The 23,507-nt window shown below is 75.1% G+C and carries 21 protein-coding genes and 1 pseudogene; 10 read left to right on the forward strand and 12 right to left on the reverse strand.

Annotated features, from left to right (window positions below):
- Positions 1-333, forward strand: a pseudogene (locus E9529_RS16080) (alpha/beta hydrolase); the annotation flags it as partial.
- A 48-nt stretch (positions 334-381) separates the two neighbouring features.
- Here the strand turns inward: E9529_RS16080 and E9529_RS16085 are convergent.
- Positions 382-1,317, reverse strand: a complete 936-nt coding sequence (locus E9529_RS16085) for an alpha/beta hydrolase (protein WP_236832209.1) — start codon at positions 1,315-1,317, stop codon at positions 382-384.
- A gap of 30 nt (positions 1,318-1,347) precedes the next feature.
- Positions 1,348-2,847, reverse strand: a complete 1,500-nt coding sequence (locus tag E9529_RS16090; protein WP_236832211.1) for an NAD(P)/FAD-dependent oxidoreductase — start codon at positions 2,845-2,847, stop codon at positions 1,348-1,350.
- A gap of 61 nt (positions 2,848-2,908) precedes the next feature.
- On the opposite strand from E9529_RS16090, the gene E9529_RS16095 reads away from it, so the two are divergent.
- On the forward strand, positions 2,909-3,961 hold the full coding sequence (locus tag E9529_RS16095) for an AraC family transcriptional regulator (protein ID WP_236832213.1): 1,053 nt from the start codon (positions 2,909-2,911) through the stop codon (positions 3,959-3,961).
- A gap of 4 nt (positions 3,962-3,965) precedes the next feature.
- Here E9529_RS16095 and E9529_RS16100 read toward each other — a convergent pair whose 3' ends face one another.
- The 3 genes from E9529_RS16100 to bluB are packed head-to-tail and all read right to left on the reverse strand — an operon-like array spanning position 3,966 to position 6,975.
- Entirely contained in the window at positions 3,966-4,751 is a 786-nt protein-coding gene (locus E9529_RS16100; protein ID WP_236832215.1) for an adenosylcobinamide-GDP ribazoletransferase, read from the reverse strand.
- Positions 4,748-5,293 carry a bifunctional adenosylcobinamide kinase/adenosylcobinamide-phosphate guanylyltransferase gene (locus E9529_RS16105; protein WP_236832217.1) on the reverse strand — a complete coding sequence of 182 codons (546 nt, stop codon included), beginning with the start codon at positions 5,291-5,293 and terminating at the stop codon, positions 4,748-4,750. Before E9529_RS16105 ends, E9529_RS16100 begins: the two co-directional genes overlap by 4 nt.
- On the reverse strand, positions 5,290-6,975 hold the full coding sequence (gene bluB, locus E9529_RS16110) for a 5,6-dimethylbenzimidazole synthase (RefSeq protein ID WP_236832219.1): 1,686 nt from the start codon (positions 6,973-6,975) through the stop codon (positions 5,290-5,292). The genes E9529_RS16105 and bluB overlap by 4 nt, the downstream gene beginning before the upstream one ends.
- A gap of 155 nt (positions 6,976-7,130) precedes the next feature.
- Between bluB and E9529_RS16115 the strand changes: the two genes are divergently transcribed.
- From E9529_RS16115 to E9529_RS16125, 3 genes are all read left to right on the forward strand, one after another.
- Complete coding sequence (locus E9529_RS16115; protein ID WP_236832221.1) at positions 7,131-8,156, forward strand: acetamidase/formamidase family protein; 1,026 nt, start codon at positions 7,131-7,133, stop codon at positions 8,154-8,156.
- A 103-nt stretch (positions 8,157-8,259) separates the two neighbouring features.
- On the forward strand, positions 8,260-9,744 hold the full coding sequence (locus E9529_RS16120) for a phosphatase PAP2 family protein (protein WP_236832223.1): 1,485 nt from the start codon (positions 8,260-8,262) through the stop codon (positions 9,742-9,744).
- A 62-nt stretch (positions 9,745-9,806) separates the two neighbouring features.
- Positions 9,807-10,694 carry an alpha/beta fold hydrolase gene (locus E9529_RS16125; protein WP_236832225.1) on the forward strand — a complete coding sequence of 296 codons (888 nt, stop codon included), beginning with the start codon at positions 9,807-9,809 and terminating at the stop codon, positions 10,692-10,694.
- Positions 10,695-10,700: 6 nt separating this feature from the next.
- Here E9529_RS16125 and E9529_RS16130 read toward each other — a convergent pair whose 3' ends face one another.
- From E9529_RS16130 to E9529_RS16140, 3 genes are all read right to left on the reverse strand, one after another.
- Entirely contained in the window at positions 10,701-12,320 is a 1,620-nt protein-coding gene (locus E9529_RS16130) for a molybdopterin-dependent oxidoreductase (protein WP_236832227.1), read from the reverse strand.
- 73 nt (positions 12,321-12,393) lie between these two features.
- Positions 12,394-13,644, reverse strand: a complete 1,251-nt coding sequence (locus E9529_RS16135) for a phospholipase D-like domain-containing protein (RefSeq protein WP_236832229.1) — start codon at positions 13,642-13,644, stop codon at positions 12,394-12,396.
- 68 nt (positions 13,645-13,712) lie between these two features.
- Positions 13,713-14,081 carry a hypothetical protein gene (locus tag E9529_RS16140; protein ID WP_236832231.1) on the reverse strand — a complete coding sequence of 123 codons (369 nt, stop codon included), beginning with the start codon at positions 14,079-14,081 and terminating at the stop codon, positions 13,713-13,715.
- A 184-nt stretch (positions 14,082-14,265) separates the two neighbouring features.
- Here E9529_RS16140 and E9529_RS16145 point away from each other — a divergent pair, with 184 nt between their 5' ends.
- Both E9529_RS16145 and E9529_RS16150 read left to right on the forward strand, forming a co-directional pair.
- Positions 14,266-14,892 (forward strand): hypothetical protein, encoded by a 627-nt coding sequence (locus E9529_RS16145; protein ID WP_236832232.1) that lies wholly within the window; start codon positions 14,266-14,268, stop codon positions 14,890-14,892.
- Between the two features lie 261 nt (positions 14,893-15,153).
- Positions 15,154-16,230 (forward strand): AI-2E family transporter, encoded by a 1,077-nt coding sequence (locus tag E9529_RS16150; RefSeq protein ID WP_236832233.1) that lies wholly within the window; start codon positions 15,154-15,156, stop codon positions 16,228-16,230.
- 7 nt (positions 16,231-16,237) lie between these two features.
- On the opposite strand, the gene E9529_RS16155 is transcribed toward E9529_RS16150, so the two are convergent.
- Entirely contained in the window at positions 16,238-16,885 is a 648-nt protein-coding gene (locus E9529_RS16155; protein WP_236832235.1) for a hypothetical protein, read from the reverse strand.
- A 143-nt stretch (positions 16,886-17,028) separates the two neighbouring features.
- Between E9529_RS16155 and E9529_RS16160 the strand changes: the two genes are divergently transcribed.
- Both E9529_RS16160 and E9529_RS16165 read left to right on the forward strand, forming a co-directional pair.
- Entirely contained in the window at positions 17,029-17,370 is a 342-nt protein-coding gene (locus E9529_RS16160) for a hypothetical protein (RefSeq protein ID WP_236832236.1), read from the forward strand.
- Positions 17,371-17,428: 58 nt separating this feature from the next.
- Positions 17,429-18,709, forward strand: coding sequence for a cyclopropane-fatty-acyl-phospholipid synthase family protein (locus E9529_RS16165; RefSeq protein WP_236832237.1), 1,281 nt, complete (start codon positions 17,429-17,431; stop codon positions 18,707-18,709).
- Here the strand turns inward: E9529_RS16165 and E9529_RS16170 are convergent.
- Both E9529_RS16170 and E9529_RS16175 read right to left on the reverse strand, forming a co-directional pair.
- On the reverse strand, positions 18,706-20,394 hold the full coding sequence (locus E9529_RS16170; RefSeq protein ID WP_236832239.1) for an NAD(P)/FAD-dependent oxidoreductase: 1,689 nt from the start codon (positions 20,392-20,394) through the stop codon (positions 18,706-18,708). The genes E9529_RS16165 and E9529_RS16170 overlap by 4 nt on opposite strands.
- A 71-nt stretch (positions 20,395-20,465) precedes the next feature.
- Positions 20,466-20,837 carry a nuclear transport factor 2 family protein gene (locus E9529_RS16175; protein ID WP_236832240.1) on the reverse strand — a complete coding sequence of 124 codons (372 nt, stop codon included), beginning with the start codon at positions 20,835-20,837 and terminating at the stop codon, positions 20,466-20,468.
- 86 nt (positions 20,838-20,923) lie between these two features.
- Here E9529_RS16175 and E9529_RS16180 point away from each other — a divergent pair, with 86 nt between their 5' ends.
- A complete protein-coding gene (locus tag E9529_RS16180; protein ID WP_236832241.1) occupies positions 20,924-21,319 on the forward strand; it encodes an MmcQ/YjbR family DNA-binding protein in 396 nt (131 codons plus the stop codon).
- Between the two features lie 341 nt (positions 21,320-21,660).
- Here the strand turns inward: E9529_RS16180 and E9529_RS16185 are convergent, their stop codons facing one another.
- Complete coding sequence (locus E9529_RS16185; protein WP_236832243.1) at positions 21,661-23,394, reverse strand: ABC-three component system protein; 1,734 nt, start codon at positions 23,392-23,394, stop codon at positions 21,661-21,663.
- Positions 23,395-23,507: the final 113 nt, after the last annotated feature.

Below are 23,507 nucleotides of genomic sequence, written 5' to 3' on the forward strand. Positions count from 1 at the left end.
GCCCGCCCCCGTCCGGCCGCCTCGCGCGCCGGCACGTACCGCGAGTACCGGCGGCTGCGGGCGGTGGCGGACGTGCGGCCGGCGCCCGCGCTGCCGGTGCCGAGCACCTCGGTCTACTCGCGGTGGGACGGCGTCGTCGACTGGCGCACCTGCCTGCAGCAGGAGGGGCCGACGAGCGAGAACGTCGCCGTGCACGCCGCCCACCTCGGCATGGGCGTGGATCCCGCCGTGCTGTGGGTGGTCGCCGACCGGCTGGCCCAGCCGCGGGAGGGCTGGCGGCCCTTCCGGCGGCCGGAGCGCCTCCCGCTGCGGGCGCTGTTCCCCGAGCGCTGACCGGCCGGGCGGGTCCGGGGGCACGGGACCTGCGACCGGTCGGGCGGCTCAGCCGTGCAGCAGCTCCCTGAACCGGCCGCAGGACTCCTCGATCGCCTTGTGGGCAGCCGGCGAGATCGTCCCCATGTCGAAGAAGCCGTGGATCATGCCGTCGTAGCGCAGCACCTCGGCGGTCACGCCCGCCGCGCGCAGCGCCTCGGCGTAGGCCTCGCCCTCGTCGCGCAGCGGGTCGTACTCGGCGGTGACCACGACCGCGGGCGGCAGCCCCGAGAGGTCGCCGTGGTGCAGCGGCGACAGCCGCGGGTCCATCGCGTCGTCCCAGCCCTCGGCGTAGTGCCCGTAGAACCAGTCCATCGTCTCCTTCTCGAGGAAGTAGCCCTTGGCGTTCTCGATGCGGGACGGGTACTCCCCCTCGGCGTCCACCGCCGGGTAGATGAGGAACTGGGCGGTGAGCGGCGTGCCGTCGGCGGTCAGGGCCTGGGCGGCCACGGCTGACAGGTTGCCGCCGGCGCTGTCGCCGGCGACGCCGAGCCGCTCATCGCCCCCGAACTCGTCCAGGTGGGCGGCGATCCAGCGCGCGGCCGCGACCGCGTCGTCCGCCGCGGCCGGGAATGGGTGCTCGGGTGCCAGCCGGTAGTCGACGGCGACGACGACGGCGCCGCTGCCGCGGCAGACGTTGCGGGCCATGTTGTCGTGGGTGTCCAGGTCGCCGATCACCCAGCCCCCGCCGTGGAAGAAGACGACGGTCGGGAAGGGGCCCTCGCCCTCCGGGCGGTAGACGCGGGCCTTCAGCTCCCCCTCGGCGCCGGGCACGGTGCGGTCCTCGGTGGAGCCCACCGGCACCAGCTGCTCGGGGGTGCGGGCACCGTGGGTCAGCGCCAGGTACAGCTGCCGCCCGGCCTCGGGGGTGCCTTCGTACATCGGCGGCAGGCCGGCCTGCTCCATCATCGTCAGCATCGCGGCGATGTTCGGGTCGACGGGCATGTGAGCTCCTGTTCTGTCGGGGTGGGGCGGTCAGCGGTAGACGAGGGACTTGTCGTCGAGGTCGACGGCCGGGAGCGCCGTCCGCTCCTCCGCGTACTCCAGCAGGTGGGTCCACGGCTCGCGGTCCCCCTGCTTGAACATGCGGTCCACGGACCGCATGACGTAGCCGGAGTTGAAGTTCTCCGGGTCGGCCCACGGCCGCAAGGGCATGTCCGCGTCCTCGGGACGGAGGGTGGGGACGACCACGGAGGCGCCGCGGTCCTGCATGTGCGCCAGGAGCCGGCAGACGAGCTCGCTGACCAGGTCGGCGCGCAGCGTCCAGCTGGCGCGGAAGTATCCGAACACGTAGGCCATGTTGGGGACGCCGCTGATCATCGTGCCGCGCCACGTGACGCGCTCGGTGAAGTCCACCGGCTCGCCGTCCACGGTGAACGCGACACCACCGAAGAGGCACAGGTCGAACCCGGTCGCGGTGACGACGACGTCGGCCTCGAGCTCCTCGCCCGACGAGGTGCGGATCCCCGTCTCGGTGAAGGTCTCGATCGTGTCGGTGACGACCGACGCCCTGCCTTCCCGGATCGCGGTGAACAGGTCCCCGTCGGGCAGCAGGGCGAGGCGCTGCTGCCAGGGCCGGTAGGTCGGGCTGAAGTGCTTGGCGATGTCGAAGTCCTCGGGCAGCAGCGGACGCATCGCCTCGACGAGCATCTCGCGCAGCTCGTCGGGCTGCTCGAACGACATCCGGGTGATCTCGTCGCCCTCGGCGATGTAGGCGCGCCGGAGGATCTCGTGGGTCCAGTCGTCGGGCACGTCCAGGGCGCGCAGCGTCTCGGCCAGCTCGTGCGTGCGGGGGCGGGCGAAGAAGAACGTCGGGGAGCGCTGCAGCATGGTCACGTGCGCGGCGGTCTCGGCCATGGCCGGGACGATGGTCGCCGCGGTGGCGCCCGAGCCGATGACGACGACGCGCTTGCCGGCGTGGTCGAGGTCGGCGGGCCACTGCTGGGGGTGCACCACCACCCCGCGGAAGCGGTCCGTCCCGGGCCACTCCGGCCGGTAGGGCTGCCCGTGGTCGTAGTAGCCCTGGCACATCCACAGGAAGTCGGTGGTGAGCGTGAGCTCCTCGCCGGTGTCCTCGCGAGTGACCTGGACGGTCCACCGCGCCTCGGCCGACGACCAGCTCGCCGTCGTCACCCGGTGCCGGTACCGGATGCGCCCGGCGAGGTCGTCCTCGGCGATGACCTCGTCGAGGTAGGAGAGGATCTCCGCCGAGGTGGCGATCGAGGCGCCACGCCACGGCTTGAACCGGTAGCCGAAGGTGAACAGGTCGCTGTCGGACCGGACGCCCGGGTAGCGGTGGGTCCACCAGGTGCCGCCCCGGTCGTCGAGGGCGTCCAGGATCGCGAACGTCCTCCCGGGGAAGCGGTCCTTCAGGTGGTGGGCGGCCCCGATGCCCGAGATGCCGGCACCGACGATGAGCACGTCCACGTGCTCCGTCGTCGTCGTGGTGGCGGGTTCCTGCGCGATCGCCGTCATGCCCGATGTCCTCCTCCGTGCCCGACCGTGACGTCCGCGAACGTAGAGGCGGGAGCGGCCTGTGAGCCATGACACAATCGGCCGCATCTTGATGATTCCGGCCAACCCCCTCCACGCCGCGACCCGGGGCACGGGCAGCGCGGCGCTGCTCTGCGCCTTCGGCGAGGAGCACGGCCTCCCGCGGGCCGGCCTGCTCGCTGCGGCCGGCGTCACCGAGGCGCAGCTCGCCGATCCGGAGGCGGAGATCGCGGCCGAGCAGGAGGTGCGGCTCGTGGCCGCGCTGGCCGCGGCGCTGCCCGAGGACGCCGGGCTGGCCGCCGGCGGCCGCTACCGGCTGGCCACCTACGGCATCTGGGGCTTCGCCCTGCTCTCCAGCCGCACCCTGCGCGCCGGGCACGAGGTGGCGATGCGGTTCCTCGACCTGACCTACGCGCTCACCCGGGTGAGCGCCGTGGAGGACGGCGGCGAGCTCCGCCTGTTCTTCGACGACCTCGACGTGCCCGAGCCCGTGCGCCGGTTCGTCCTGCTGCGCGACGCGACGGCGGCGCTTCAGCTGTGGCGGGAGTCCCTCGGCCGGCCGGTCGTGCCCCGGCGGGTCGAGCTCCGGCTGCCCGCCCCCACCGACCCGGCGCCCTACGCGGCGGCGTTCGGGGTGCCGCCGCGGTTCGCCGCCCCGCGGTCGACCGTCGTCTTCGACGCCGCGCTGCTGGACCAGCCGCTCCCGCAGGCGGCCCCGCTGACCGCCGCCCTGTGCGAGGCGCAGTGCCGGGAGCTGCTCGAGCGGCGGGTGTCCCGCCGGGGGCTCGGCGGCCAGGTGCGGGACCTGCTGCTCCGCTCCCCGCAGCGCATGCCCGGCCAGGAGGAGGTCGCCGCCGAGCTGCACGTCAGCGTGCGCACCCTCCGCCGCCGCCTCGCCGAGGAGGGGACCAGCTTCCGCGCCGTCCTCGACCAGACCCGCCGCCACCTGGCCGAGGAGCTGCTGGTCACGGTGGGGCTCAGCGTGGAGGAGGTCGCCGAGCGCGTCGGCTACTCGGAGGCCTCGGCGTTCGTGCACGCCTTCCAGCGCTGGACCGGCGACAGCCCCCGGCGGTGGGCGCGCGCCGCACGGGAGTGACCCCTCAGGTCCAGGCGGTGCCGGCGGCGAGCACGACCAGGGCCGCGGTCGTCCCGGTCTCCACCACCGCGCCGAAGACGTCACCGGTGACCCCGCCCAGCCGGCGCGCCGCGTGCGCGGTGAGCCCCGCCGCCGCCGCCAGCGCCACCAGCACCGCGGCGACGGCCCACGTCGCCTCGGCCGCGGACCCGCCGGCCAGCAACCGCAGCCCGGCCGCGGCGGCGACCAGCAGCAGCGTCGCCGTCCACCGCACCACCGGGGACCCGGCGCCGGCCACCAGCACCCCCAGCGCGGAGCCGGCCGCCGCCGGCCGCGCGGCCGCGTGCAGCACCGCCACCCGGCCGGCCGTCGTCGCCAGGACCACGCCCACCAGGCCGGCGACGCGGGAGGACCCCTCCAGCACCGCCGCCAGCGCCGCCACCTGCACCAGCAGCACGCAGACCAGCGCGGCCACCCCGAACGCGCCGACGTCCGGGCGCCGCATGATCGCCAGCGCCTGGTCGGCCGGCCGGCCGCTGCCCAGCCCGTCGGCGAGGTCGGCGGTGCCGTCCAGGTGCAGCCCGCGGGTGAGCAGCGCCAGCGCGCCGACGACCAGTGCGGCGGCCAGCAGCGGGGCGCCCGCGCCGCTCCCCCGCCACACCGCCAGCGCCGGCACGGTCGCCACCGCCCCGAGCAGCGCCCCCACCAGCGGCAGCCAGCGCAGCACGCCGGGGCCGGGGACGCGCGCGGACGCCGGCACCGGCAGCACGCTGAACACCCCGAGCGCGGCGAGCGGGCCCCCGCCGCTCACCGGAGCCGCTGCGGGAGGCCGGCGGTCAGCAGCCAGACCCGCTGCGAGGCGGCGGCGACACGCGCGTTGAGGATGCCGAGCTCGTCGCGGTAGCGGCGGCCCGAGGCGGTGGCCGGGACGACGCCCGAGCCCACCTCGTTGCTCACCGCGACCACCCGGCGGCGGGTGCGCGACCAGGCGGCCACGACGTCGTCGACGGCCGCGGCCAGCCGCGCGTCGGCGCCCTCGTCCCCGGTCCAGACGCCGCAGTCGTCCATCACCCGGGCCAGCCAGGTGGAGAGGCAGTCGACCAGCACCGGCGGGCCCGGCTGCCCGAGCACCCCGACCAGGTCGACGGTCTCGACCGTGCGCCAGGACGCCGGGCGGCGGTCGCGGTGCAGCGCCACGCGGCCGGCCCACTCGGGGTCCCCGCCGTCGGCGGGCAGGCCGCAGGCCACGTACTCCACCCGGCGGGCCCGGGTCAGCAGCTGCTCGGCGTACCGGGACTTCCCCGAGCGCGCACCCCCGAGCACCAGCGCGCGGCGGGGTGGCCGGCCGATCACCGCACCCGCCCGGCGGCGTCCCGGGCGCGCAGCGCGGTGAGCAGCAGCTGCGCGGCCAGCGCGGCGCCGACGCCCTCGCCGGCGCGCAGCCGCAGGTCCAGCAGCGGCTCCAGCCCGAGGTCGGTGAGGACGGCGGCGTGCCCGCGCTCGCGGCTGCGCTGGCCGGCGACCAGCGCCGGCTGCGCGGCCGGCTCCAGGCGCACCGCGACGGCGGCGGCCACCGAGGTGACCAGGCCGTCGAGCACCACCGGCGAACCGGCCGCGGCGGCCCCCAGCGTGACGCCGGTGAGCACCGCGACCTCCGGCCCGCCGAGCGCGGCGAGGAGGGTCATCGGGTCGCGCTCGCCCCGGACGCGGTCCAGGGCGCCGCGGACGACCGCGCGCTTGCGGTCCAGCATCGCCGCGTCCGCCCCCGCGCCCAGGCCGACGGCGTCGTCGGGGTCCAGACCGAGCAGCCCGCAGGCGAGCGCGGCCGCCACCGTGGTGTTGCCGATGCCCACCTCGCCCAGGCACACCAGCCCGGTGGCGGCCAGCTCCCGCCCGAGCTCCCGGCCCTCGGCGACCAGCGCGGCGGCGGCGCCCGCGGTCAGGGCGTCGGCGGTGAGCAGGTCACCCTGCGCCTCCGGCGAGACCGCGTGGTGGGCGCGCACCCGCAGCCCGGCCTGGCGGGCGGTCGACGCCCCGAGCGACTCCCCGGTGCGGGTGGCGGCCAGCACGTCCGCGGTGACCGACGCCGGGTAGGCCGAGACGGCGTGCGCGCGGGCCACGGGGTGGTCGCCGGCGACGACCACCAGCGTGCCGGCGTCGGGCTCCGGGCCGGGCAGCGCCAGCACGCGGTCGACGGCGCGGTCGAGCACCCCGAGCGACCCGGGCACGGCGAGCAGGTCGTCGCCGGTGTCGCGGGCGGCGACCACCGCCTCGGGCCGCGGCCCGGCGAGGTGGCTGACCGGGGCCGCGGGGCTGTCGTCGGACGGCCAGCGCTCGCGCAGCACGACGTCCTCCAGCGCAGCCCGGTGCGACCAGCCGTGCCGCACCAGCCCGGGCTCCGGCGGGCGCTCGTCGGGCCAGCCCAGGCACAGCCAGCCGAGGGTCTGCACCCCTTCGGGGAGGTGCAGCAGCCCGGCGAGGTCGGCCGGCTGGAAGAGCGTCACCCAGCCCATGCCCAGACCGGCGGCGCGGGCGGCCAGCCACATGTTCTGGATGGCGCAGGCGCAGCTCCACAGGTCCGCGTCGGGGAAGGTCGCCCGGCCCAGCACGCCGGTGGCGTGGGTGCGGCGGTCGCAGGCGACGACGACGCCCAGCGGCGCCTCGCGGATGCCCTCGAGCTGCAGGTCGAGCAGCCGCGCGCGGCGGTCGGGGGTGAGCTGCTCGGCCTGGCGCAGCCGCTCGCGGTCGGCGAGCACGGCGGCGCGGTCGCGGGTGGCCTGCTCGGTGACGACGACGAAGCGCCACGGCTGCGAATGACCCACCGACGGCGCCCGGTGCCCGGCCTCCAGCACCGACCGCAGCAGCTCCGGGGGCACCGGGTCGGGACGGTAGCGGCGGATGTCGCGGCGGGCCCCGACGACGGTGTGCAGCGCCTCGACCGTGGCGGCGTCGAAGGCCCAGCCCGCGGGGTCGGCGGCCCGCTCGGCGGCGTGCGTCTGGTCACCGATCACCGGGACCGGCCGGGGCCAGGTCATGCCAACTCCTCCATCGCGTCTCCGGCAAACCCTCGCACGCCCGCACGCGCGGCCGGACCCCGGTTCCCTCGCCCGGGGTGCGCCCGCCGGCCGCCGTGGACCCTCCGCCATCCTGGGGCGCCTGCCCCGGCACGCCACCCCACCGGAGGAGATCCGTGACCCTCGACGTCGTCCAGCTCACCCCGACCCCCGACCAGTACCGGTACGTGTTCGGCGGCGCCCCCGAGCCGCTGGTGCGGGTCCGGCCGGGCACTGTCGTCGAGCTCACCACCGAGGACTGCTTCGGCGGCCGGGTCACCGGCACCGGTGACCTGCCCAGCCGGGTCTGCGACTTCTCGCGGCTCAACCCGGTGACCGGGCCGGTCCACGTCGAGGGCGCCGAGCCCGGCGACACCCTGGCGGTGCACTTCGTGGAGATCGCGCCGGCCCGCGACTGGGCCGTCTCCACCACCTTCCCGCACTTCGGGGCGCTGACGGCGACGCACAGCACAGCGATGCTGCACGACCCGCTCGAGGAGGTCGTGTGGGTGTACGAGGTCGACCGCGAGCGGGGCACCTGCCTGTTCCGGCCGCGCCGCGGCGGGCCGGAGGTGGAGCTCCCGCTGGACCCGATGCACGGCACCGTGGGGGTGGCGCCGGCCGGTGGCGAGGCCTTCGCGACCGTCACGCCGGGCGCCCACGGCGGCAACATGGACACCCCCGAGATGCGCGCGGGGACGACGGCCTACTTCGGCGTCAACGTCCCCGGCGGGCAGCTGTCGATCGGTGACGGGCACTGCCGGCAGGGTGAGGGCGAGGTGTGCGGTACCGCCGTCGAGGCGGCGATGCGCACCGTCGTCGTCGTGGACCTCGTCAAGGGCGGTGGTCCCGCCTGGCCCCGGCTGGAGACCGACGACTACCTCATGTCGACCGGCTCGGTCCGGCCGCTGGAGGACGCCTACCGGGTGAGCCAGCACGACCTGGTCACCTGGGCCGCGGAGCTCACCGGCTGGGACGTGCTCGACGCCTACCAGCTGGTCAGCCAGGCGGGACTGGCGCCGGCCGGGAACGTCGTGGACACCAACTACACGATGGTCGCCAAGCTGGCGAAGGCCTACCTCGGCCGCGAGGGCGTCGTCGCCGCCGACGGCGTGCACGACCGGCTGCGGCAGACCGCCGCCGCCTACCTCGCCCAGCGCTGAGCACCGGGGCTCACGGTGACGCGAAGCCCACGGCGGCGGCCGTCACCCGATCGTCGGGTGCCCGGCCGGTGTGCCCGCCGCCGCGCGGGTACCGGGGACGGGCATGAACCGGGTGGACGAGCGTGCCGGCAGGCAGGACGAGCGCAGCACCACCGGGCTGGGGCGCTACGGGCTGCGGACCGTCCTCGGCCTGGTCGCGCTGCTCGCCGGGCTGGTCCCGTTCCTGCTCCTCCTCCTGCTGGTGCAGCGCGAGTGGTCCCCGCTGGCCACGCTGGACGGCGACGTCGCCGCCGGGCTGAACGACGCGGTGGCCGGCTCCCCTACGACGGTGCGCGTCCTGCAGGCCGTCACCGACCTGGGCGGCGCACCCGCGTCGATCCTGCTCTTCACGCTCACCACGGTGTTCCTGCTGATCCGGGGGCAGCGGCGGCTGGCGGTGTTCGCGGCGGTCACCGGCCTCTCGCTGGCCGTGCTCGTGCCGGTCACCAAGGCGCTGGTCGACCGCGCCCGCCCGGTGGTGGCCGACCCGGTCGCCGAGCTGCCCTCGAACGCGAGCTTCCCGAGCGGGCACGCCACCGTCTCGCTGGTCACCTTCGGGACCCTGGCGCTGCTGGCCCTGCCGGCGGTGCGCCGCGGGCTCCGGTCGTGGGTGGTGGCGGCCGCGCTCGTGGTGGCCCTCGCCGTCGGCTTCACGCGGCTGGCCCTGGGGGTGCACTTCGTCACCGACGTCCTCGCGGGCTACGCCCTGGGCGCGGGGATCCTCGCCGTGACGACGGCGGCCTTCCGCGGCTGGCAGCACGACCACCACGAGCACCCCGACGAGCCGCTGGACCCGCTCGACGTGGAGCCGGGCGCCATGGCGCACGCCGCCCCGACGGGGCAGCCGGCGCTGCCCGACGGGCGCCGCACCGTGACCCGGCTGCTGGTCGCCGCCGCGGCCCTGTCGGCCGCGCTGATCGCGCTCGGCCTGCTGGTCACCGGCGTGCTGGGCGGCTCCGCGCTCGGCCGCTTCGACCGCTCGGTGGTCGAGGCGTTCGTCGAGGCGCGGACGCCGTGGCTCACCGACGTCGCGGGCGCCGTCGGCTTCCTGTCGGGCACCGCGATGGTGGTCGCGGTGCCGGTGACCCTCGCGGTGCTGGCCCTCGCGGTCACCGGGAGCTGGCGGCCGGTGGTCTTCGTTCTGGTCACCGTCGTCGGCGAGCTCGGCATCTACTTCGTCGTCTCGCGCACCGTCGACCGGGCCCGGCCGGCCGTCGTGGACCTCACCGACGGCCTGCCGACGGCGGCGAGCTGGCCCTCGGGGCACGTGGCGGCGGCCGCCGCCCTCTACGGCGCGCTCGCCGCGCTGGTCGTCACCCTCGCCCGGAGCCGGTGGCGCTGGGCGGTGCTGGCCGTGCCCGTCCTCGTCGTCCCGGCGGTGGCCCTCTCCCGCATCTACACCGCCGCGCACTACCCCACCGACGTCCTGGCCGGAGCCGTGCTCGGCACCGCGTGGGTCCTGGTGTGCACCCGCTGCCTCCTGCCCGGGGTGACGGCGATGCGCCACCCCGGCGTGGCCCATCCACGCCGGCCCGTGACGGTGGGATGACAGGCCTGCGACCGTCACCACATCGGCGTACCAGCGGCGGGCCTGCTGGGTAGGGGCCCGCCATGACCGACGTGACCTCCTTCGACGGCACCCGCCTGGCCCTCTACTCCTGGGGGGCCGAGGACGCCCCGCTCGTCGTCGTCCTCGTGCACGGGCTGGGGATGTCGTCGGACTCCTGGGGGGACGTACCGCGGCGGCTCGCCGGGGCGCACCGGGTGGTCGCCTACGACCTGCGGGGGCACGCCCAGTCGGGCGACGCGCGCTCCGGGAGCTACGGGCTGGCCTCGCACGCGGCCGACCTGGCGGCCGTGCTGGACGCCGTCGTCCCGCGCGGCGGCTCGGCGGTCGTGGTGGGGCACAGCCTCGGGGGGGCCGTGCTGCTGCGGCACGTCGACGGCGGCGCGGACGACCGCATCGCCGGCGCGGTCTTCGTCGGCTCCGGCGGTGCGGGGGTGACGGCCCCCGGGTTCCCCGGGCGGAACCTCCCGGCGTGGGCACGGGTCCGGCTGGGCTCGGTGTGGTTCGCCCTCCTGCGCACCGGCGCCCGGTGGGGCCGGCGGCTCCGCCCGGTCCGCGCCGTCTCCGACCGCGGCATCCGGCACTTCGCCTTCGCCCCGGGCGAGCCGCAGGAGGCAGTGGCGCGGATGCGGGACGACTTCCTCGCCACCCGGCCGCTGGCGCTGGCCGGGTCGGCCCTCGGGGCGCTGGCCGACGACGGCGTCACCCGCGGGCGCTCGCTCACCGCGCCGACGCTGCTCGTGCACGGCGACCGCGACCCCGAGGTGCCGAACGAGGAGATCCACCGGCTGCTGGCCGTGCTGCCCGACGGGGAGCTGGTGCAGGTGCCCGGCGCCGGTCACATGCTGCCGCTGACGCACCCCGACCTGGTGGTGGAGCAGGTGGCCCGCTGGGTGGGCCGGGTCGCCGGCGAGCGGGACGCCGCCGCCTGACCCGGCTCAGTCCTGGACGAGGACCTCGACCACCGGGTAGCCCGACGCCCCGTCGGGCGCGACGGGGGTGCGCTCGTCGGTCTGCACCTCGCCGAGCCCGTCGGTCGCCCGCGCGGCGATCACGTGCCGGCCGGGGGCGGGGTCCCAGGGCAGGTACCACTGGCGCCAGCAGTCGACGTCGAGCGGCGCGGCGAGCTCCGCCTCCTGCCAGGGGCCGTCGTCGATGCGCACCTCGACCCGCTCGATGCCCCGGGTCGGCGCCCAGGCGACGCCGGCGATCGGCCGCCGCGCGGCCGGGACGGTGGTCCCCGACCGCGGGACGTCGATGCGGGTCTGCGTCTTGATCGGCCCCTCCTTGGCCCAGCCCCGGGGGATCCAGTAGCCGTCGACGTCCCAGCCGGTGAGCTCGATCGCCGCGAGCCACTTGGTCGCCGAGACGTACCCGTAGAGGCCGGGCACCACGAGCCGGGCCGGGAAGCCGTGCTCGGCCGGCAGCGGCTCGCCGTTCATCGCGACGGCGACCATCGCCTCCTCCACGTCCAGCGCGGTGAGCGTCGGGAAGCCCGCGGTGAAGCCGTCGACGGAGCGGCCGACCAGCTGGGTGGCGCCCTCCTGCAGGCCGGCGCGCTCGAGCAGCGCGCGCAGCGGGACGCCTTGCCAGCGGGCGTTGCCGACCAGCTCGCCGCCGACCTCGTTGGAGACGCAGGCCAGGGTGACGTCGGCCTCGATCTGCGGCAGCTCCATGAGCTCGGCGTAGGTCAGCGCGAACGGGTCGTCGACCATCCCGCGGACCTCGAGCTGCCAGCCGTCGGGGTCGACGGTGGGTACGCGCAGGGCGGTGTCGATCCGGTAGAACTCCGCGTTCGGCGTGAACAGCGGCGTGATGCCCGGGATCTCGAGGGTGGCCCCGGGTGGCACGGGCCCGGCCTGCCGCGCGGGCGCCGGCAGCCGGATGGCGGCCCGCAGCCCGTCGAGCCGGTCCCGGCCGGAGAGCAGGTAGCCGCCGACGCCGGCGAGCACGCCGAGGAGGGTGGCCCCGCCGGTGACGGCGAGGAAGCGGCGCCGGTCCACCTCGCTGAGCACGGGCACCGTCCCCGGGTCGGCGGGGTCGGCGGGACCCGGGTCGCCGCGTTCCTCCGGCACGGCGCGGCGGGGCAGGCCGACGACGAGCCAGCCCAGGACCGCGATCCCGGCCGCGGCACCGACCAGGCCCACGAGCGCGGTCAGGAAGACGGGGTTGCGGTCGTCGGCGAGCGCGGCGACGACGCCGAGCAAGGCGAACAGGGCGATGCCGGCGGCGGCGAGGAGGACGAAGCGCCGGGCGAGCACACCGAGCCCGGCGCCGATCAGCACGGACAGGACGAGGATGCCCCCGACGAGGACCGGTTTGTCGGCGGCGCCCAGGGTCGCGATGGCCCACTGCTCGAGCCAGCCGGGCACGGTGTCGATGACCGTGTCCCCCACGGAGATGACGAGCGACGGGGCGGCGGGGACCACCCCGGCGACGAGCTCGGCGAGCCCCAGCCCGGCGGCGACCGCGGCCACCCCGGCCAGCGCCGCGCTCCCCCGGCCCAGCGGGTGGCCCCGCCCCGTCCGTGCCTCCGCCGGCTGCGTCGTCTCCGCCACGTCGCAAGCGTGACCCGGGGGCGCCGTCGGGACACCGTCGTCCCGGGTTCGTCCCGGGAACGTCATGCGGCGGTCAGGGACGGCGTCCCGCGAGCCCCACGGCGCCCCAGCCCCTCAGCGGCCGCCCGACGACGTCCGCGGCGACCTCCAGGGTCCGGCGGTAGAGGCCCCGCTCCCGCCAGCGCCCCGGGTCCACCCGCAGGCTGCGGTCGAGGTCCTCGTCGAAGTCCGCGTCCAGCGCCCCGGCGACGTCGCGGTCGTCGGCCAGCAGGCACACCTGCTCGTTGAGCGCCAGCGAGCGGGTGTCCAGGTTCGCCGTGCCGAGCATCGCGACGGCGCCGTCGACGGTGACCACCTTGGCGTGCAGCAGCGCCGGCTGGTAGCGCCAGATCTCCACCCCGGCGTCGAGCAGCTCCTGGAAGTCGAGCTCGCCCTGGAGGTGGACCGCCGGTCGTTCCACGTGCGGACCGGCAACGAGCAGCCGGACCCGCACCCCGCGGCGCGCCGTCGTCCCGACCGCCCGGCGCAGCCAGCGCGGCAGCCGCACGTACGGCGTGGTGATCCGCACCTCCCGCCGGGCGGAGTGCAGGAGGGCGGCCAGCGCCATGGCCGCCTCGCTCCACCCCGGCTGGGACGGTGGCCGCAGCAGCTGGACCGCCGTCGTCCCGACCGGGCCGAGCTCGGGGAACCGGTCCTCGTCGGTGACGACCTCGCCGGTGAGCCGCACCTGCGCCTGCATCCACGCCTGCACGAAGGCCGAGCGCAGCCCGGCGACCGCCGGGCCCTCGACGCGGACGGCCGTGTCCCGCCAGCTGCCGGCGTGCCGGCCGTCCCCGGTCCAGGCGGTGTCCACCCCGGTGCCGCCGGTGAAGCCGACCGACTCGTCGCAGACCAGCACCCTCCGGTGGGTGCGCTGGTTCCAGACCCCGAGCCGGGGCGTGTGCAGCGGCCGGTAGAAGAAGACCCTGCACCCGGCCTGCCGCATGGTCCGCAGGTCGTCCCGGTCGATCTGCTTGGCCCCGTAGCCGTCGAGCAGGACGCGCACCCGGACACCGGCCCGCGCACGCCCGGCGAGCGCGCCGGCCACCTGGTGGGCGATCTGCCCACCCCGCCAGGAGAACCACAGCAGGTCGACGCTCCGCCCGGCGCCCGCGATCGCCTCGAGCAGCGCCGGGAACGTCTCCTCCCCGTTCCGCAGCAACCGCAGCCGGTTGCCCTCGGTGAACGGCACCCCGGCGAGCGCCTCCAGCGCCTGCCGCGGCGACGGCCGCTCCTGCGGCTCCGGCGTCACCCGGCCCTGCTGCGTCCCGGTCCCGGTGGTCACCAGGCCTCCTCCCACGTCGTCCCCCGGCTCCGGTGTCCACCCCGGGCGCGGGGAAACACGCGGGGCCCTCAGGAACGTGGCGCGCACCCGTCGTCGCGCACCCGCAACCGCTCGTCGAGGAGGTGGTCCACCAGCCGGGAGCGGCAGTCGAGGGTCACCAGCAGGGTGGCCTCGAGATCGGCGAGCTCCTCCTGCCGGCGGCGGACCTCAGCCAGCTCCCGCTCGGCGTCCCGGCGGATGCGGCGGCACGAGCGCAGGTCGTCGTCGACGGCCGCGAGGCTGCGGGGCCGGGCGGCGGCCGGGCGGGAGAGGACGGGCTGGGACATGGCGACCTCCGGGGTGCGGACGGCGGCCACGGCGTCGGCGGCCGCTGCGCCGGGTGTGCCCGTCCGCACGGCGGTCAGCGCGGCGCCCGCCGTCCTGACACGGATCTGCAAGCGGACCGCAACAGAACGCCCGGCCGCCGGCCGTCACCGCCCCGTGACCATGCGGCGGAACGGTGACGTCCTCGTGTCGGTGCGACCACGGCCCGCCTCGCCCGGCCGCCGACGGGCACCCGCTGCGCCGTCCACACCGACGACGGCCGCAACACGGACGGCCGCGACGCAGAGGGGGAGACACATGAGCACGAACGCCGCACGCACCACGACCACCGGCCGGCGACGGGCCGGACGCACCGCGACCGCCCTGGCCGCCGCCGTGCTCGGCATGGGCGGGCTGGCCGCCTGCAGCGACGACTCGGCCGGCCCCGAGGCCGGTGGCGTCAGCGCCGACGACCTGCAGCAGGTCGAGGACCAGCTGGCCGGTCTCGACGAGCGCGTGGGCGCGCTGGAGGAGGGGATGGGCGCGGACTCCGGTGGCGGTGACGGCATCGGTCCCGACGACGACACCGCCGCGATCTTCGAGGACGCCCAGGCCTTCGTCGGCCAGGAGGTCACCGTCAGCGCGGAGATCTCGGAGATGGTGACGACGACCGACGTCGGCAGCGCCTTCCGGATGGCCGGCGAATCGGGCGAGCCGATCGCGGTCGTCTCGGCCTCGTCGCCCGCGGAGCTGGACGCGAACGACGTCGTCCAGGTCACCGGCACCGTGGTGCAGGTGCAGCGGGACACCTTCGAGCAGGACTTCGGCGTCGCCGCGGACGAGCTGTTCGAGGACGCCGACGCGTGGTTCTCGGAGGAGGAGGGCTCGGCCGCCATCTCCGCCGACAGCATCGAGCGGCTGCAGGAGCAGGGGCAGAACGACTGAGCCACCGCTGCCTGACCCGGCTCGCCCGGCCGGTCGCGCCGCGGTGGCCCAGGATGCGGGGGTACCCCCGACCGCGGTGCGGTCCGGGACCACCACGACCGGAGGAGCGGGTGTGCGGGCGGGACAGCAGCGGTGAGCTGGTGGCCGAGGCGGGCGACGGCTGCGTCGGAGGACGGCTCCGGCGCCCCGGCGCAGCTGTCCCTCCCACCGGCGCGGGACGGGCGCCCGTCGCCCGTGGCGCCCGCCGCACCGCCGTGGGCGGTGCGGACCCTCGTGGTCGGCGCCGCGCTCCTCGTGCTGGCCGCGGTCGCCTGGCTGGTGTTCTGGGTCCTGCTGCGGCTGCCGCTGGTCACCGTGACCGTCGCCGTCGCGCTGCTGCTGACCGCCGTGGTCCACCCGCTCACCCGCTTGCTGTCCCGGGTGCTCCCCCGGGCGCTCGCCGCACTGCTGTCGGTGCTCCTGCTGTTCGGCTTCCTCGCCGGCGCCGGCTTCCTCGTGGGGTTCCGCGCCGCTGACGAGCTGCGCGACCTCGCCCGCCCGCTGGCCGCCGGGATCGACCGCATCCGCGTGTGGCTGATCGAGGGCCCGCTGGGGCTCGACCCGCAGCAGGTGACCGAGGCGCGCAATGCGGTGGTCGACCGGATCTTCCAGCTCGCGCCCGAGCCGACGGCCGCGGCGGGGATGGCGCTCTACGTGCTGGCCGCGGTGCTGCTGGTGGCCTTCCTGACGTTCTTCCTGCTCAAGGACGGCGCGTCGATGTGGGGCTGGGTGCTGCGCCTGGTGCCCGGCCGGAGGCGGGAGCAGGTCGACGGCGCCGGCCGGACGGCGTGGACCACGCTCTCCCACTACGTCCGCGGGGTCGTCATCGTGGCGCTGATCGACGCGGTGGGGATCGGCGCGGCGCTGCTGGTCCTCGGCGTGCCGCTGTGGCCCTCGCTCACCCTGCTGACCTTCCTCGGCGCGTTCGTCCCGCTGTTCGGGGCGACGGTGAGCGGGGCGGTGGCGGTGCTCGTCACGCTGGTGACCAACGGGCTGACCGACGCGGTCATCGTGCTGGTGGTCGTCCTGGTGGTGCAGCAGGTCGAGGGCAACGTCCTGCACCCGCTCATCGTGGGCCGCAGCCTGCGGCTGCACCCGGTGGTCATCCTCGTCGCGGTGACCGCCGGCTCGATGCTCTGGGGGCTGGCCGGTGCGCTGCTGGCCGTGCCGCTCGTGGCGGTCGCCTACCGCGTCCTGGTGCACCTGCGCGAGAACCCGGTGCCGCGTCCCGCGCCCGCCGTCCCGAGCACCGACGCGCCGGAGCCGACGCCCGAGCCGGAGCCGGAGGGCGCCCGGTAGCGGGAGCTCAGCCGGAGGACTGGGGCACCACCTGGATGTTCCTCGCCGCGATGGCGACGTCACCGGCCAGGGCGGCGAACAGGGTCTCGGGGTCCTCGGCGAGCACGTCGGCGGAGATGCCGAAGTCCGCCTCGAAGGAGCTCCGCCGGACCCGCTCGACCGGGCCGGTCACGCGGAGGACGTCGCCCTCGTCCAGCTCGCCGGGCGGCGTCACGGTGATCACGCCGACGGTGGTCCCCTCCCCGCCGCCGAGCCGGAAGGCGGCGCCCACGTCCGAGACCGAGACCACGCCGACGACCTCGGCGGTCACCGTGACGTCCTCACCGACGAGCGAGCCCGGGTCGTCGAACAGCCCGGCGGGGTCCTCGAACGGCTGCGCCGGGTCATCGCCCGGCGTCGGGTCGGCGTCGCCGGACGGGGGCGTCTCCGCCGTGGGCGTGGCGGGCGCGGCCGACGGCACCGGCCGCTCCTCCAGTGCCTCGACGCGGTCCCGCAACGCCTCCACCTCGTCGGCGAGCGTCGCCACCTCCTCCGCCGACGGGCCGGTCGGGTCGTCGCCGCACGCGGCCAGGCCCGCGACCGCGAGGGCCGCGGCCACCGCGACCCCGCCCACCCGGGCGCCGCTGCCCGCGCGCGTCCGCCACTGGGCGCGCATGCCCCCTCCTCCGCTCGACCGGGCTGTCGTGCTCCCAGCCTGGTCCCGGCGCGGACCGCGGGCAAGCCGGTGGAGGTCACGGTCAGGACACCGGAGCGTGCGCCTGGCCGGGCGGGCGCGGCCCCGCCGTTAGCGTGCCGGGCGTGCACCCGCCCGACCCTGCGGACGCCTCCGCCTCCGCCTGCGCCGTCTGCGGACGGCCGTGGCCGGACGAGGACGACGGCCGGGGCTGGGTGCACCTGGAGGTCACCCGCTCCGACGAGGCCGAGGGGCTCCGCTTCCTGGACGCCGACTTCTGCACCCAGCAGCACGCCGCCCAGTGGCTCGCCCGGCCGCTCCCGGACCCGGCCTCCGCCGCGCCCTCCGCGGCGACGTGGGGCGACCGGCTCGCGGCGGCCTGGGTGGTCCTGCTCGTCGTGCTCACGGCCGCGCTGACGGGGCTCGGCCTGTGGACGGCCGGCGGGTTCGTGCTCGGCCTCCTGTGAGCCCGACGGCGGCGGAACCCCTCCCGGTGGGCGCCGTCGTTCTGCCAAGGTCGGGGGCATGGCGCACCCGGGAGCCAGCCGGCTGGTGGACGAGCTGGCCACGACGATGCTGGGTGCCCCGCTCCCGCTGTCGGTGCGCTGCTGGGACGGCTCGGAGTCCCTCGTCGACGGCGCCCCGACCACCCTGGTGGTGCGCAACCGGCGGGCGCTGCGCCGCCTGGTGTTCGCGCCCGGGGAGCTCGGGCTGGCCCGGGCCTACGTCAGCGGCGACCTCGACGTCGAGGGCGACCTGTACGCCGCGCTGAGCTTCCCCGACGACCTGCCGGCCCGCCCGGAGCTGCGGCTGGACCGGCGGACCCTCGCCCGCCTGGCCGGTCCCCTGCTGCGGCTCGGCGTCCTCGGGCCCCCGCCGGCGCCACCCCCCGAGGAGGCCCGCCTGCGCGGGCTGCGCCACTCGCTGCGCCGCGACCGGCGCGCGATCAGCCACCACTACGACGTCGGCAACGACTTCTACCGGCTGCTGCTCGGCCCCTCGCTGGTCTACAGCTGCGCGTACTTCCCGGCACCGGGGGCCACGCTCGAGGAGGCCCAGGAGGCCAAGCTCGACCTGGTCTGCCGCAAGCTCGGGCTGGAGCCGGGGATGCGGCTGCTCGACGTCGGCTGCGGCTGGGGGTCGCTCGCCCTCCACGCCGCGTCGCGGTACGGGGTCTCGGTGGTGGGCGTGACCATCTCCGAGGCGCAGGCCGGGCTGGCGCGCCGGCGCGCCGCCGATGCAGGGCTGGCCGACCGCGTCGAGATCCGGCTGCAGGACTACCGCGAGGTCGCCGACGGGCCGTTCGACGCGATCGCGTCGGTCGGCATGGCCGAACACGTGGGACACGACCAGCTGCCCGCCTACGCCGCCCGGCTGCACGCGCTGCTGGCCCCCGGCGGGCGGCTGCTCAACCACGCGATCGCGCGGGGTCCCGCGGCCGGGCCCGACCGCCCCGACCCGGGCTCGTTCCTCACCCGCTACGTCTTCCCCGACGGCGAGCTCCAGCCGGTGGCCACCCACGTGCGGGTGCTGGAGGAGGCCGGCTTCGAGGTCGTCGACGCCGAGGCGCTGCGGCGGCACTACGCGCTCACCTGCCGGGCGTGGGTGCGCAACCTCGAGCAGCACTGGGACGAGGCGGTGCGGGCCTCCTCGCCCGGGCGGGCGCGGGTGTGGCGGCTCTACCTGGCCGGGTCGGCGCTGGCCTTCGAGCGGCACCGGGTGGGCGTGAACCAGGTGCTGGCGGTGCGGCCGGGCGGCGAGGACCGGCTGCCGCTGCGCCGTCCGGACTGGAGCCGTCCGCGCTAGTCCGGCAGCGCGACCGGGCCGACCTCGGCGAACACGTCACCGGGGCCGGGGTTCTCGGGATGGGTGCCCCCGCCGAAGTGCCGCATGATGCCCCACACCGCGTTGAGCGACGTCTGCACCGCGCCCTCGACCCAGGCCGGCGTCCACGAGACGTCGTCGCCGGCCAGGAAGATCCCGCGGTGCTCGGCCGGGAAGTCGTCCTGCACGAAGTGCGAGTACATCCGGTGGTTGTAGCGGTAGTGCCCGGGCAGCGCGCCCTTGAAGGCGCCGAGGAAGTGCGCGTCGGCCTCCCACGAGACGGTGATCGGGTCACCGATGATGTGCCGCGCGATGTCCAGGTCGGGGTAGATCTTCTTCAGCGCGCCCAGCGCCAGGCGCACCCGCTGGTCGACCGGGTACGGGAGCATCTTCAGCGCGTCGCTCATCCACGAGTAGGTCAGGCAGATGACGCCGGGCTTGTCGTCGCCGTGGTCGAACAGGTAGGTGCCGCGCGTGAGCCGGTCGGTCAGGGTCATGCTCATGACGTCGCGGCCGGTCGCCGGGTCCTTGTCCTTCCAGAACGGCCGGTCGACCATCACGAAGGTCTTCGACGACTGCATGTAGCGGGTGCGGTCCAGCGCCGTCCACATCTTCTGCGCGAAGAGGTCCTCGTCGCAGTCGATCGTCGTCGTCAGCAGCCAGCTCTGGCAGGTGACCAGCACCGCCGGGTAGCGGGCGGTGTGCCCCCAGGCGTCGGTGACGGCGAAGCTGCCGTCGGCGGCGCGGGCGATGGCGGCGACCCCCGCCCGCGGCCCGCCGGAGTGCAGCTTGGCCAGGGTCGTCCCGGCCGGCCAGTGCGCGGGTGCGTCCGGGGTGTGGTTCCACAGGCCCCAGGGCACCTGCTCCACCCCGCCGACGACGAAGCGCTGGTCCTCGTCGCAGTTGGTCATGACGACGCGGAAGATCTCGAGCATCGAGTTCGGGAAGTCCGAGTCCCACCCGCCGGTGCCGAACCCCACCTGGCCGAAGACCTCGCGGTGGTGGAACGACAGCCGGGAGAAGGCGTCCGAGCTCGCGATGAAGTCGTAGAAGGTGCGGTCGTCCCAGAGCGGCACCAGCTCGTCCCACAGCGACTTGAGCGTCTTCACGTCGCGCGCCCGGATCGCGTCCTGGATCTCGGCGAAGCGCACCGTGCCCAATGCGTCCGCCCACGCCGTCGCGACCTCGCGGAACAGCGGCGGCAGCGCCTCGGAGGACTCCGCGTAGTGCGTCTCCCCCTCGATGTCGATGACCGTGCTGCCCGACGCGGGGGTCAGCGGGTTGGGGAAGGGGCGGGTCTCCAGGCCGAGCAGGTCGACGTAGCGGTAGAAGGCGGTCGAGGAGACGGGGAACCGCATGCCGCCCAGCTCGGCGACGATCTCCGGCGGCGCACCCTCGAACCGGGCCGACCGCAGCCGGCCACCCATCTGCGAGGCCTCGTAGAGGACCGGCTTGAGGCCCAGCTTCATCAGCTCGTAGGCGGCGACCAGGCCGGAGATGCCCGCCCCGACGATGGCGACCTCCTCGCCGTGCCGCTCCGGCGGGATCGCGCCCAGGCCCGAGGGGTGGGTGATCCAGTCGTCGAACGCGAACGGGAAGTCGGGGCCGAAGATCGTGACCGGCGGCCGGTCGTCCTGGGCGGTCTCCTGGCCGGGACCGGTGGTCATCGCCTACGTCCTCCCTGCTGCCGACGGCTGCCCGCCGCACCCTACGGGGCCGGCCGGCGCAGCCCCCGGGCTCACGCCAGCAGGGCGGCCATCCGCTCGCGCAGCGCGGTCGCGGCGGAGTAGGGGCGGACCATCACGGTCAGCTCCGTGAGCACGCCGTCGCGGCCGCGCAGGATGTCCACGCCCTGGAGGGCGCGGTCGCCGACCCGGGTGTCGAACGCGAGGACGTGCCCGTCGTCGCCGGCGTAGGAGGCGGTGTAGCGGAAGTCCTCGAACACCGACATCACGGCGGACAGGATCGCGCGCAGCGGCCCGGTGCCGCGGTAGGGCTCGTGCACGATCGGCGACAGGAAGACGCAGTCGTCGCTGAACAGCCGCACCGCGGCGTCGACGTCGCGGCGCTCGACGGCCGTCCGGAAGGCGGTGAAGGGGTCGGTCGGCACGGTCGTCCCTCTCTGCACGGGTGTCCTGCGGCGGTGCGCGTCCCCGCACCCTCCCACCCGCGCCTCTGCGGGGCCACACTCCGGGGGTGGCCACCTGGGAGGACGTGCGGCGGCTCGTCGCGGGGCTGCCGGAGACCGACGAGCACCCCTCGTACGGCGGGCACCCCGCGTGGCGGGTCCGCGGGAAGGCGTTCGCGTGGGCGCGGCCGCTGCGGCCGGCCGAGCGGGCCGCGCTCGGCGACGGTGCGCCGGACGACGACGAGCCGCTGCTGGGGGTGCGGGTGGCCGACGAGGGCGAGAAGGCCGCGCTGCTCGCGGCGGCTCCCGGCGTCTTCCTCACCACCCCGCACTTCGACGGCTACCCCGTCGTTCTCGTGCGGCTCCGGCGGATCCCGGCTGGGGAGCTCGCCGAACTGGTGGAGGACGCATGGCGTGCGCGGGCTCCCCGGCGGCTGGCCGCCGAGCTCGACGGCCGCGGCTGACCTGCTGGGCGCGGCGATCCGGCCGGAGGACGACGAAGGCCCGCGACCGGAGCGGTCACGGGCCTGGCGGGAGCTCCCCCGATTGGACTCGAACCAATAACCCTGCGATTTGATCTTGAGACGCTGGCTCGCGTTGGTCCGCGATGAGTACGCAGGTCAGAGGCTGTGCGCAGCGTTGGCTGCAACGGCTCGTGACGGCTGATTGCGGCAGTATTGGGTGCTTAAAGAGTGCCTGCCGCACGGTCCCGTCCCAGCGACCATCACCGTCCACCTCCTTCCAGAGGCGGTTTCAGAGCCGCTCATATGCTGCCTGATCCGCTTCGACCTGCATCCAGCCGAAGCTACTCGAAGCGGAATCCGAAGAGTCCGCCGTCCTCTCCCGAGTCGGTCAGCTTCGTCTCGATGGCGTAGTCGCTCCCCTTGAACGCACCCTGGGACTCAACTGAGGCAAGGAAATCCGAGTTCATCGTGACGATGTACTGAAAGCCATGCTCCTCAGCAAGGCGTGCCCCGATGTTCAGACACGAGGCGACCTGGCGGTGATCCATCGCGTCGAATAGGTGACTGTCGTGCACTAGGAGCCTCGGAGCTCGTCCCGCCTCCAAGGCGGCGATGAGGCAAACCATGTCGAGCAAGTACGTCTCGACACTTCGGATGCCCTCGCTGGCGTCCCCACTGACACGCGGCTGCACCTGAAGCAGTCCGCGACTGGCGTGGATGAGCAGGTCCGCCTCACGGTCGGTGTAGACCTCTCGACCGAGCTCGTTGAAGAGCGAGATCGGCCGATCGAGGAAGGTGGACCGCTCAGCAACCTCAGCTCGAACCGCGGCCTCGTTCTCAGCAGTAGCAACCTTTAAGCGCGTGTCGATTTCGTTGATCTCGATGGCCGACTCAAGACGGCGCTCAAGGTCCGCCGCCGTTGCATCCAGCTCACTCAGCGAGCGCTGGGCCTCAAGGAAGGTGTCGAGGGCTACGGAGTTGCTCAGCAACCGCAGGACTTCCGCGCGCCGATTATCTAACCGAGCGCGGCGCTCAGCGATGACATCGAGCTGCTGGCGAAGAGCGTCGAGCTCGCTCTGCAGGAACACGCGCCGGTTCCGGACCACCGACTCGTGGAAGTCCGCTACGTCCTCGAAGCGCTGTAGGACCGTGCCGGGAAGCTCCAAGCCGAGCTCGCCGTAAACCCGGACGACCCGAGTCCGAAGCTCCTCGTCTGCAGCAGCGTCGACCTCGCTTGCCAGGGCGCTCGTCAGCTCGCGAACACGGCGCTCAATCGACAGGGCCTCTTCGTTGTGCCGCTTGATCCGGGCGGACAGATCGTCTGCCTCAACCTGATGCTCCGCGTACTGCTGGTCGACCTTGAAGTCGCGCAGACTCACCTGGACACGATCGCGACGACGCCTGGCCGTTGCTAGTTGTGAGCGCAGGTCGGCCTCGTCCGCCGAGAGATGCCTGATGGCGCCTTCCCTAACGGCCGCACGGATGGCCTTCCGCTGCTTACTGAGGCGATCAACGTCTCCGGCGCGCTCGAGCACCTCGGGCGACAGCCCCAGAAAGTAGCCGAGCTTGACCCCGGTCTCCCAGTCAGCCTCCGACCCGTGCCCCTTGGTCGGCCGGCCGAAGTACGTCCGGACGAGCTGGCTCCACAGCTGTCCCGGCGTCGGCCGCGAGACCTCAGTCGGCAGATGAAAGAGCTCCTGGCCGAGCAGCACCCGCCACTCGTCCACATGCAGATCGGTTCGACCGTCGGTCGCAGACCAGCCTTCGACGACGACGCGCGTTGTCGGGCTCACGCGCCTCGATGCGGAGAAGAACTCTTCCTTCCCCTCGGCGTTGACCACGCTCAGGGACAACTGGAAGCTGTGATCGGCGAGGAAGGGGCTTGAAAGCTCCGACGCCAGACTCCCGCCGAAAACGTAACGAAGAAGCCGGACGAAGCTCGACTTCCCCGTGCCGTTACGGCTGTCTCCCTGCCGGGACGACTCGGTGCGCTCCGCCACAATCAGGTTGAGGCCGTCGTGAAAGGAAAGGGTCTTGAACCGCTCATCGTTGGAGCTGAGCCTACGGAGAAACATGAGGCCGCCGCTTCAACCTCGATCCACCGTCGATCTTGGTCGGCTCGGTCGGCCTCTGATCTGATCTTGGTCAGCCGGTGCGGGCGTGAAGCAGCCGCCGGTCTGTCCGGCTC

This window comes from Blastococcus sp. KM273128, assembly GCF_021698975.1.
GTDB lineage: Bacteria > Actinomycetota > Actinomycetes > Mycobacteriales > Geodermatophilaceae > Blastococcus.